Source organism: Stenotrophomonas maltophilia group sp. Smal13 (genome assembly GCF_030236855.1).
GTDB classification, from domain to species: domain Bacteria; phylum Pseudomonadota; class Gammaproteobacteria; order Xanthomonadales; family Xanthomonadaceae; genus Stenotrophomonas; species Stenotrophomonas maltophilia_A.
In genome coordinates this window covers 1-1995 of sequence record NZ_JASJSQ010000168.1, presented here as the reverse complement: position 1 = coordinate 1995, position 1995 = coordinate 1, and the positions used below count along the sequence as shown (strand labels likewise).

At 66.5% G+C, this 1995-nt stretch carries 2 protein-coding genes; both read right to left on the bottom strand.

The genetic code is table 11. The features are described from left to right. Nucleotides 1-208: 208 nt before the first annotated feature. A complete protein-coding gene (locus tag QRO95_RS25175) occupies nt 209-475 on the bottom strand; it encodes a hypothetical protein (RefSeq protein ID WP_285303746.1) in 267 nt (88 codons plus the stop codon). Nucleotides 476-501: 26 nt separating this feature from the next. Then, entirely contained in the window at nt 502-1899 is a 1398-nt protein-coding gene (gene hisS, locus QRO95_RS25170; protein ID WP_014037003.1) for a histidine--tRNA ligase, read from the bottom strand. Nucleotides 1900-1995 lie beyond the last annotated feature (96 nt).

Sequence of the window (1995 nt, the reverse complement as noted above, 5' to 3'; positions counted from 1 at the left end):
GCTCGGTCGCGCCATCCATGGCGCTCACGCCCCCTCAACCGGACCCGCCCCGCCTTCGACAGTTGGCCGTGATCTGTCAGAACGGCATGGATCGGATTGGAACCGGCTTTTGTAGAGTCGAGCCATGCTCGACTGCTCTTGGTCCACAAACGCGAAACGCCCACCAAAGGGCGGGCGTTATGCTTTCAAATCAACAACCTGGCCCGACTCAGGGCAGGCAGCGCACCTCGGCCTGCAGCGCTCCGCGCCGCAGGCATTCGGCGAACAGCCTGCCCTGCCGGCTCGGCAGGGACTGGATGTTCTCCAACGCCCCCGCTCCCGCCCGGCACGTCCGCGAGGCCAGGGCCTGCAGATCGTCCTCCAGCTGTGCGCGGTCGATCGCATGGCAGCGATCAACCGCCAGCCGGTACTGCGCCGGCCCGATCCGCGTGCTGTGCAGCGTCGGGTCGCTCTGGCAGCCCGCCAGCAGGAGCACGCTCAGCACTCCTGCGGCGGCAGGCTTCACACCATCGCCTTCGACTGCTCCAGCTCCACCAGAAGGGTGCTGGCCAGTTCGTCGCGCGACACTTCGAACTGCTGCTCGCGCAGCAGGTCCTTCACCGCAACCACACCGCGCGCCAGTTCATCCTCACCCGCCAACACCACGAAGCGGATGCCAGCCTTGGCCGCGTACTGGAACTGCTTGCCGATCTTCTTCGGCTCCATCTGCACTTCGGTGTTGATGCCACCGGCGCGCAGGCGGCGGGCAATGTCCAGCGACTGCGGCATGCCCTGCTCGTCCATCAGTGCCACCAGCGCCTGTACGCTGCTGGCTTCGATGCCGTCGATCAGGCCGGCCTCACGCAGCTGCCAGAACAGGCGCGACAGGCCGATGGAGATACCGACGCCCGGCAGCTTCGACTTGCTGTAGTGGCTGGCCAGGTCTTCGTAACGGCCGCCCGAGCAGATCGAGCCGATCTGCGGGTGGTCGGTCAGCGTGGTCTCGTAGACGGTACCGGTGTAGTAATCCAGGCCGCGCGCAATGGAGAAGTTCAGGCAATACGCGGTTTCCGGCACGCCCAGCGCCTGCACCAGCTGCAGCACTTCGCGCAGTTCGGCGACGCCGGTGCGCAGGATCTCCGAAGAACCGGCGTCGGCTTCCAGCGTGGCCAGCTGCGCCAGCGCATCGGCATGGCCCTGCGAACGCACGGCGACGAACGCCAGGATCTTCTCGACCTGTTCTGCCGGGATGTTGAAGCCCTCGCCCACCAACGTCTCGCGCACGTAGTCGGCGCCGCGCTTGTCCAGCTTGTCGACTTCGCGCAGCACCGCCAGCTGGCGCTCACCCTCGGCCACACCCAGGCTTTCAAAGAAGCCGCGCATCAGCTTGCGGTTGTTCAGCTGGATGCTGAAGTCACCGATGCGCAGTTCCGAGAACACCGCATGGATGACCGCCAGCACTTCAGCGTCGTAACGCACGCTCAGGCTGTCCTTGCCGATCACGTCGATGTCGCACTGGTAGAACTCGCGGAACCGGCCGCGCTGGGCGCGCTCGCCGCGGTAGACGCGCTGCATCTGGTAGCGGCGGAACGGGAAGGTCAGTTCGTGTTCGTGCTCGGCCACGTAGCGCGCCAGCGGCACGGTCAGGTCGAAGCGCAGCGCCATTTCCGGCAGCGAGCGATCGCCCGACTCGGCCGCGTTCGCCAGCGCCCCGGTGGACTGCACGAAGTACACCTGGCGCTCGGTCTCGCCACCGGACTTGGTCAGCAGCACGTCGGACAGCTCGAACACCGGCGTCTCCACCGGCAGGAACCCGAAGCGCTCGTAGTTGCGGCGGATGACGTCCAGCATGCGCTGGAACGCAATCTGCTCGCGCGGCAGCAGTTCAAGGGTGCCGGGCGGGGTACGGGGCTTGATCACGGGCGGAACTCCTGCTGGAACGGGACGTGGGAGGGGGCGACATTCTAGCGCCCCCGCCACGGGCAGGGTCGAACGGCCGCTTGAAGTATCATAAGG